The organism is Oribacterium sp. (assembly GCF_057249185.1).
The window spans coordinates 1-8135 of the sequence record NZ_DBHIGR010000099.1 but is presented as its reverse complement, the minus strand read 5'-3'; the positions used below and the strand labels follow the sequence as shown (position 1 = coordinate 8135).

General features: G+C 43.7%; 8 protein-coding genes. 1 reads left to right on the top strand and 7 read right to left on the bottom strand.

Annotated elements, in window-relative coordinates; genetic code table 11:
- Window positions 1-327 (top strand): hypothetical protein (locus tag ACO4PX_RS06655; protein ID WP_485572051.1); only part of this gene is annotated, 327 nt, incomplete at its 5' end.
- Between the two features lie 279 nt (window positions 328-606).
- Here ACO4PX_RS06655 and mprF read toward each other — a convergent pair.
- The 7 genes from mprF to ACO4PX_RS06620 form a co-directional block, all read right to left on the bottom strand.
- Window positions 607-3195, bottom strand: a complete 2589-nt coding sequence (mprF, locus tag ACO4PX_RS06650; RefSeq protein WP_485572050.1) for a bifunctional lysylphosphatidylglycerol flippase/synthetase MprF — start codon at window positions 3193-3195, stop codon at window positions 607-609.
- Window positions 3192-3905, bottom strand: coding sequence for an alpha/beta fold hydrolase (locus ACO4PX_RS06645; protein WP_485572049.1), 714 nt, complete (start codon window positions 3903-3905; stop codon window positions 3192-3194). The genes mprF and ACO4PX_RS06645 overlap by 4 nt, the downstream gene beginning before the upstream one ends.
- 66 nt (window positions 3906-3971) lie before the next feature.
- Window positions 3972-5546: a citrate lyase subunit alpha gene (gene citF, locus ACO4PX_RS06640; protein ID WP_485572048.1), complete on the bottom strand. Its 1575-nt coding sequence runs from the start codon at window positions 5544-5546 to the stop codon at window positions 3972-3974.
- Window positions 5539-6441 carry an aldolase/citrate lyase family protein gene (locus ACO4PX_RS06635; protein ID WP_485572047.1) on the bottom strand — a complete coding sequence of 301 codons (903 nt, stop codon included), beginning with the start codon at window positions 6439-6441 and terminating at the stop codon, window positions 5539-5541. The genes citF and ACO4PX_RS06635 overlap by 8 nt, the downstream gene beginning before the upstream one ends.
- Window positions 6431-6736: a citrate lyase acyl carrier protein gene (gene citD, locus ACO4PX_RS06630; protein WP_485572046.1), complete on the bottom strand. Its 306-nt coding sequence runs from the start codon at window positions 6734-6736 to the stop codon at window positions 6431-6433. The genes ACO4PX_RS06635 and citD overlap by 11 nt, the downstream gene beginning before the upstream one ends.
- A 142-nt stretch (window positions 6737-6878) precedes the next feature.
- Window positions 6879-7214 carry a helix-turn-helix domain-containing protein gene (locus ACO4PX_RS06625; RefSeq protein WP_485570317.1) on the bottom strand — a complete coding sequence of 112 codons (336 nt, stop codon included), beginning with the start codon at window positions 7212-7214 and terminating at the stop codon, window positions 6879-6881.
- Window positions 7207-7557, bottom strand: coding sequence for a type II toxin-antitoxin system RelE/ParE family toxin (locus ACO4PX_RS06620; RefSeq protein WP_485572045.1), 351 nt, complete (start codon window positions 7555-7557; stop codon window positions 7207-7209). Before ACO4PX_RS06620 ends, ACO4PX_RS06625 begins: the two co-directional genes overlap by 8 nt.
- Between the last annotated feature and the right edge of the window lie 578 nt (window positions 7558-8135).

Genomic DNA, 8135 nt, shown 5'->3' with positions numbered 1-8135 from the left:
AAAAGGAGAGATATTATGGAATTACAGGATTTTACGGAAAAGGAACAGGAGCAAATTAAGCAGGGCTTATCGGAGGCTGTCATCAGCGATAAGGAAGCAGGAAAGAAAATTTTAGCTTTGGTGCCGGAGGAATGGATTAAAAAGATTCCCTTCTTCGTAAGAGGTCATGCTACAACCAAGACCATTGAAAGAATTGCGAAGGAATATCCGGCATTATATGCAGTAGCGAAACAGGCAGGAGAGCTTCCGGAGAAGGAAAGAGAAGAGCTCCGAAAGATTATCACGGATATCTTTGAGGAGAAAATGAAGAAGCATAAGATTCAATAAAAGGATAAATAATCAAAATTTTTTTTATGCAATATAGGTCTGAAAAGGGAGCAATCTGAGCTCGCCGGCACTTGCTGAAAGCGAATGAAGTGAAGCTTGAAGCTAGTGCTGTAAGGACAGACTTTTCATTAGAAAAGTCGTCCTGATGCAGACCAACTTCCGAAGGAAGTTGCTTTGCAAAGCAAAGTGAGCAGTGGTTAACATAAACCACTGCTCAGTCAAGGCGAAGTTAGCGAGAGCGTGCCCCGTTTCAGACCTATATTGCTTGGAAAATGTTTTTTACAGCTCCTTTACCTTCCGATTATCTATCTTAAAAATCGCCAGCAGATCAAAAAGCAGACTGCTGTCCTTCGGATAGGACAGGTATCTTGCCTCCCAAAGGGGCGAGAACTTGTCCTTATATTTTCGTAGTCCCGAAAAGGAGTAGAAGCGATTGGTAAAGGCATAAACCAGAAAGGCCAGTTTTTCTTGGAAAAAGCTATGCTCTTCCTGTCCCACGTTGGAGAGAGGAGCCATACCCAAATCAAAGTATTCTACGCCTTTTTCTTTAAAATACAGGAAAATCTCCACGAAGAGATAGTCCATAATGCCGTTACTTTCCGTGTCCGGATTATAACGCATTAAATCAATGCTTGCTTCTTTTTCTCCATTGCAAACGAGGAAGTTGGAGAAGGCCTGCACATGTCCTTCGGAATCCAATACGCAGGCAATGGGAGCCAGAGAGAGATAGCCTTTGTCAAAGAAGCCCAGAGAAAATCCCTTTTCCTGTCTTCCGGAAAGCCAGGCATCCGATATTTTCTCCAAATCCTGTAAAAAGGCATCGGAAAAAGGCGGGTACTGTACTTGAAAGCTATATCCTTTGTTTTCTATTTTATTGACCGCGGCACGGAACTTTTTGCCGGATTTTCCTACGAGATCAAAGTCGGAAAGAGGAACCTTTGCACTTTCTCCGAACTTCATAAATTCATAGCCATGGTTATGGAGGAGAAGGGTTAAATCCTGGCCCACCTCATAGAAGAGCGGGGTAAGATTTTTTTCCTCCGCTTCCGCAGTAAAGGAAGAGATTGCAGCAGGAAAATATCTTTCTTCTCCGATGGGCTCTCCCATGACCACCGCTTTTCCGTCTTCTAAGGCAAATTGAAAAACCACCTTATCCACTCCATTTTCCTGATAATAGTACAGTAGCTTATCGCCAAGGAAGGCCAGAGAAGCATTTAAGTTCTTATTGGGAAAGCTTTGCAAAAAGTTCTGAAAGCGTTCCTGATTGAATTTTTCTCCGAAGGAAAAATGTTTATCTCTCGCCAGTGCGCCCACGGCAATATAGCAAAGCGCAGGAATCAGAAAATAGGCGAAAAGATGGAGAAAGTAGTCTAAAAAGACTGTGAAAAAATGGGGCTTTGAGAAAGTATGTAACTTATGCAGAACGCCCTTATGGAAAATCAGGAAGCCGAGACTATCCTTTCCGGTATTGCCGCTGGAAAGGTATAAAAGGAAGAGGGTAATGAAAATACTTCCCAGAATATAGGAAAAGTCCTTCAAACGGTCTTCCATCGGATAGAAAAAGGCTTTTCTGGAAAGCTCTTTTCTTCGAAAAAAGAGAATCAGCAGAAACAACAGAAGGTAGAGACTACTGAAAAGAGAAGGGCTTCCCAGATTGATATAGAAAAGTGTCACAAGGCAAAGCAGAAGGGAAAAGGGCTTGGCAAAGGCGGCTTTTCTTTTCAAAAGTCTTCCCAAAAGGAAGAAAAGAGAACCAAGGAGAAAGCTTGGAAACTGCCAAAGCAACTGCCCGCGGATGGGATCCATTTGTCCGATGAGAGGAATGCTATGGATTTCATCGGGAAGAATGGCGGTGGCCATCAGAAAAAAACCGAAGAAAGTTGCCATAAAGTGGCTGATGCCCTGTCCCAGCAGGGAGCTAAGTTTCTTCGGCAGACCATAAAATTTTTGATTAATCTGCCCTCCCATACTTTTGATAAAGAAAAGGAGACCGATGGTAAAGGGAATGATGTAATAAAAGATACGGAAAAGCAGCAGCCAGCTTGCCGCCTCATTTCGATTTACGGAAAAATGTAAAAGACCGCTCATCATCATTAAATCAAAGCTTCCGAGACTTCCGGGAATCATGGAGACGATACCGATGCAAATGGAGATAAAGAATAACGGCAGGATACTTACAAGGGAAACGCTGTAGCCCAGTGTCCTTCCGCAGTAAAAGAAAAAGCAGGAAACAAAGCCCCAATCGAGGAGGGAAGTTGCGATTAAAGCCAGAATCTTTTTCTTGGATAGATTTCCAAAGTAGGACCAGTTTTTTCTGGTGGAAAGAAAAAGCAAGACCGGAAGAATCAGAGAAGCTAGAAGGAGGACAAAGCTGTAGGGGCTTAAAACGGCATTTTTCTGAACGAAAAACAAGAGCCCGAAGGATAGCAGGGAATAGAGGGAAAGCCCGGACATGAAATAAGGCATCACCTTGGAAATGCCCTGCATGGTTTCTTCGCCCTTATCCTCCTCCGTAAAATAGCTGTAACGCAGTCCCACGTCCACAAGGCCTGCAAAGCCGATCAGGTTGTTTAAGCTGTTGATGGTCCAGCTGCTTTCTATCAGCTTCCCCAAAGAAATCTTCTTTTTCAGCTCCTTACAAAGGATAAAGTCATAGAGCATCATCGGAGAAACGGAAAGGATTCCGATAACAAGGAGACTTACAATTTGGAAAGGGGATAAACCGCTTAAGATGCTTTTTACCGCCTCCGGGGAAATGGTCTTTCCCATTTTAACAAGTTCCAAAAGCACCAAAATAGAAATGCTCAGGAAAAGAATGCTCTTTAGAACATTCTGCCATTTTTTAAAAAAAGAAATCAGTTTATTCAATTTTTCCTCCTTACTACGGAAACCATTTTTTCTATCAAGCGGTTAAAGTAAACGTTATCCTTTTTCGGGATATTGTGCCCCTGCCCTTTTCTTTCCAGAAATTTGCCTTTGGGAAAAAGCTTTGCAATAGCCATACTGTGCTTTCGCTTAATCATATCCCTATCGCCCACCAAAACCACTACAGGGTAAGGCGCCTTTCGAAAAAGCTCCCTCGGCACATCCACATTTTCCCGTAAAAGGGGAGAAACTCTGGACTTCCGTTTAAAGTCGGGAAGAAAGAGCCCCAAAAAGCGGTAGAGCCATTCTTCCAGGTAACAGGCATAGCGGGGAAGGAACTTTAGACCGGAAAAGGAAATATTTCCGCTGTTTGCCAGAATCCCGGCTACTCTCTCCCCGTGGCGACCGGCATATTCCAAGGCAAGGTTCGCACCGTCACTGTGCCCCACCAAAAGACATTTTCCTATGGAAAGGGAGGAAAGGAGCTCCTCCAGACTATCAGCAAGGTAAGCAAAGCTTGTTTCCCCCTGCAGTTCTCCGGATTTCCCATGCCCCAAACTATCTACAAAGAGGAGCTTAAACCTTTTCTCGAGAACCCGTTGCTTTGCAAAATAGCTGCTTTGCAGATTGTTTCCATGGAGGAAGACAATGGGAAAGCCTTCTCCCAGAATATCCACATGGATTCGTTCTCCGCTTTTACAATAAAATTCCATTTAGAACTCCCTTGGCATAAAATATATACTTGGTTTTATAAGAATGACACTTGACTTTACTGGTTTTTATCTAGCGCTTAGTGTAAGTAGACTTTTATCCTTTCGCTTTCTTACAACGTCCATGATGCTGCCGTCTCTTGCTTCGATAATGGCAACTACCTTATCCTCGAATTCCAGTTTGGCCGGTTCACCACAGATCTTGTAGGCAATATCTCGTAATTCCTCAATACTCTTTATGGGAAGCTCAGCGTCTTTTGCAGCCTCCAAAAGCTCTGGACGTTGGGGATTAATGGCAATGCCATAGTCAGTAACAATCACATCTACATTTTCCCCGGGGGTGGTAACGGTAGTCACATCATTTCGGATAGTAGGAATTCTTCCCTGCACCAAAGGCGTGATGACAATGGTGCATTTTGCTCCGGCTGCCGTATCCGGATGTCCTCCCTGAGCCCCCATTAATTCTCCCTCGGAGCTCATCACCACATTGCAGTGAAAATGGATATCCGCTTCCAAAGTCCCTAAAATCACAAAGTCCAATTTATTAACCACTGCACCTTTGCAGAAGGGATCCGCATATTCCTTGGTGCTGATGGAAAAATGCTTCGGATGGGAAATCAGATTCTCGATAGAAGGCAAATCAAAATCTTGGGTATCCAAAAGGCAGGAAACCAAACCCTCATCTAATAAATCGCACATGGGTTTGGACATTCCTCCGGCACCAAATCCCATATGAATGTTTTTCTCCCGCATTTTCTCCGAAAGACACAGTGCCGTGGCACTTGCTGCCCCGCCGATTCCGGTTTGAAAGGTGAAGCCTTCCTTAAAATAGGGGGTAGCGGCAATGAACTTTGCACAGCTTTCCGCCATCATCAGTTTTCTTCTATCCGTCACAGGACGGGCCGCACCGGTAGCTATTTTTTCCGGATCTCCTATAGCATCCACCTTTAGCACATAGTCCACGTCAGTCATACTGATATCTGCCGGAAAATTCGGAAAGGGAACAAGACAATCCGTTAAAACCACCACATACTCGGCATACTCCGCATCAATGGAGGAGTAGGAGAGCACACCGCAGTTGCTGTTTCCCCCTACTGCCCGGCAATTTCCGTATTCATCACAGCTTGGGGCTCCGATAAAGGCAATGTCGATTTTCGTTTCTCCCGTTTCGATGGCCCGAACTCTTCCGCCGTGGGAACGAAGAATAGCGATTCCCTGTAATTTCCCCTCACTGATGGCTTCTCCGATTTTTCCCCGAACCCCGGAGCTTTCGATATGGGTTACGGTACCGTCTTCCAGCATGGGAACGAGCGCATCTTGGGCTTTGCTTAGGGAGCTGGCACAGATGGTAATGTTCTTAAAGCCCATCTCGTGAATAGCCTGCATCACCTGCATAGCCACCAGGTCTCCTTCCCGAAAATGATGATGAAAGCTGATGGTCATGCCGTCATGGGCGTTGCATTTTCGCAAAACCTCCTGCAAATCCTTCTCCAGTTTACTGCCCTCGCCACCGATTCGTGCTCTCGCTTTTACTGCTGTCTTTTCATAAGAATAGCCGTCAAAATGTCTGCTTCCCCGAAATACCGTTTTCCCGGTTTCCGCTAAAACCGCATCCGGAATCTCTCTACCCACTGCATTAATCATTTTGCACCTCCTCCAAAACGCCGGCAGCCTTTGCCAACGCAAGGGTTCTTTTGGCTCCGTCATAAAAGGCGATGTCTATCATTTTCCCATCTACGGTAAATACGCCGATGCCCTGACTTCGTTTTTCATCAATTTCCTGTACTACTTTTTCGGCAAAGGTAATTTCCTCCTCACTTGGCGTATAAACAGCATGCACAACGGGAATCTGTCTCGGGTTTATAATGGACTTTCCGTCAAAGCCCATGGTGTGAATCAGCTCTACTTCCTTCCGGAAGCCTTCCATATCCTCCAGATTGGTATAGACGGTATCAAAGCACTGTATTCCTGCGGCTCTTGCGTGAATAATCATCAGTTGCCTTGCTCCGCTAAGCTCTACGCCGCTTCCGCTGATTCCGGTATGTAAATCCTTGGTATAATCTCCTGCAGAAAGGGCTACCCCGAAAAGTCTCTCCGAGGCATGGCAAATTTCTTCCAAATGTACCACGCCCTTTGCAGACTCGATGGCCGCCATAAGAAGGGTGCTTCCAAGATCCACACCGGCTTCTTGCTCTGCCTTTGCTACCTCCGCTTCTACCGTAAGAACATCCTCCTTGGATTCCGTTTTCGGAATACGAATGCTGTCACAGCCGGCAAAGACGGCGCAGTGAATATCCTCCTTCCAAAAGGGGGTATCGATTCCGTTAATCCGCACCACTTTTTCTGCATTTTGATAATCTACTTTTTTTAAAGCATGAAAGAGAGTAAATCTGGCAGCATCCTTTTCTCCAAGGGCCACAGCATCCTCCAGATCGAAAATCAAGGAGTCCGCCCCGTAGATATAAGGATCCTTTAAAAGATTCGGTTTCTGTGCATTCAGAAACATCATGCTTCTTCGCAGGCGATTTTTATGATTCATGGAGCAGATCCCCCCAAGGAATGTTTTCTGTTTTATCTTGACTGCGGTATACAGCGGCCTGTAATCTTGCCACAAGGATGTGGTCAAAGGCGCCCATGTCTTCTACCTCCACGAGGGCATCCTGAATGCCCATTTTCGTAAGGCACTGGTGTACCAAGGCGACCATTCTGTCTCCGTACTCGTAGAGCACCTTGGACTTAAGCTGTACCGTTCTGCCGCCGCTTCCTTTGGAAACGGTTACCAGACAATCACATTTCTCCGTGGTGCCGGCACTGGCTGTTTTTTGGATTTCCATAACGACTCCTTTCGACCTTCCATCCCTTCGGGGAATCTGCATTGTTCAAGTACTATACATCTTTTCGTGAAATTATGCTATTCTTCGCCGCATAGTATAGACCTCTTGAAGAAAGAAGGGTGTGATTTTCTTGTGAAAAATATCAGGTAGAGGAGGCCTTGGAAATAAAGGGATATTTTTCTGTGAGTTCGTTATCCAATTCCATCATGTGAAGAAGTCTGCTGGCTGAACCGGAAGGATGGTTGGTACCTGCTTCCCAAGCTTCTACAGTTTTAATGGAAACGCCCATATAACTTGCAAAGTATTTTTGGGACAGACCAGTTGAATTTCTGATTTTTTTTATATCATTCGCTCCATATATTTTAATTGGAATAACGGTGACCTGATGTCTTTTTAACGAGGGAGTCTCTTTTTTTGCATCTTCCAGTGCTTCATTCAGCCCGGATAAAATGCTGTCGAATACGTTTTTTTTACCCATTATGTACCTCCTCTAATGCCTTTTTTAGTGTTTCAATCATCTTTTTGATTTGATTTCGTTCTGCGTTGGAAAGATTGTCCTTTTCTTTCTTTCCATATACGGTAATCAGGTATACCGTCTCTACGAAAATAAAATCTACAAAACAAACCCTTGCCCCTCCGCTTTTTCCTTTTCTACCTATAGAAATTCTGGCTTTTCGAAGTCCACCGGTTCCTTTCATGATAGGATATTTTTCCGGATGTTCTAGAATACTAAGTTCCAATATGCGTAGGTCTTCATCATCAAAACCTAAGATGTCCCAATTTTTGGAAAATTCGTTGGTCTGAATAAATGTTCTTGTCATAGTGTTATCTCCTGATATGATACACCCTATTTGATAGGGTGTCAAAGAGTAATAGAATTGCTTTAACTGAGAATGAAAAAGAATATAAATCATAAATGAGTAAGAGCATGTAGATAATGTAGTAATGAATACAAGATATTAGTATACGTAACAATAGCTTTAGAAGAGTTTTAGAAGAGTCATAGAAGATAAATAAGTGTATGGAATACAGAGGAATAATAAGATAAAATACTTGAGTAGGACTATTTTTTAGAACTTTGTAGGATTATTTTTTATGTTTTTTGAGATTAGAGAGAATGCTGTGGGTTCAAGATTTTTTTCAAGAGAAATAATCATTTGCTTACAGTATAGCACAAAAAGAATCAGGAGAAGAGAATTTTGCAGATGATTTAGTTTGAAATTACATAGTTTCGGGAGGATAGAATGTTAGAAGGGTTAAAGAAGTTTTTTACCGGGAAAGACGAGGCTAAGTCTGAAAATCAAAGGAATAGCGGAAATGGAGTCGATTCTGAGAAGCATAGCACGGTAGTTTGACAGTTAAATAGTTCCAAAATCTCCTCAGGCCTTGAAAAACCTGT

Excerpts from the sequence above, each read along its gene's own strand:
- ACO4PX_RS06625 (WP_485570317.1), bottom strand. The coding sequence starts at position 7,214 with ATGGGTAAAAAAAACGTATTCGACAGCATTTTATCCGGGCTGAATGAA.
- ACO4PX_RS06620 (WP_485572045.1), bottom strand. The coding sequence starts at position 7,557 with ATGACAAGAACATTTATTCAGACCAACGAATTTTCCAAAAATTGGGAC.
- citF (WP_485572048.1), bottom strand. The coding sequence starts at position 5,546 with ATGATTAATGCAGTGGGTAGAGAGATTCCGGATGCGGTTTTAGCGGAA.
- citD (WP_485572046.1), bottom strand. The coding sequence starts at position 6,736 with ATGGAAATCCAAAAAACAGCCAGTGCCGGCACCACGGAGAAATGTGAT.
- ACO4PX_RS06645 (WP_485572049.1), bottom strand. The coding sequence starts at position 3,905 with ATGGAATTTTATTGTAAAAGCGGAGAACGAATCCATGTGGATATTCTG.
- ACO4PX_RS06635 (WP_485572047.1), bottom strand. The coding sequence starts at position 6,441 with ATGAATCATAAAAATCGCCTGCGAAGAAGCATGATGTTTCTGAATGCA.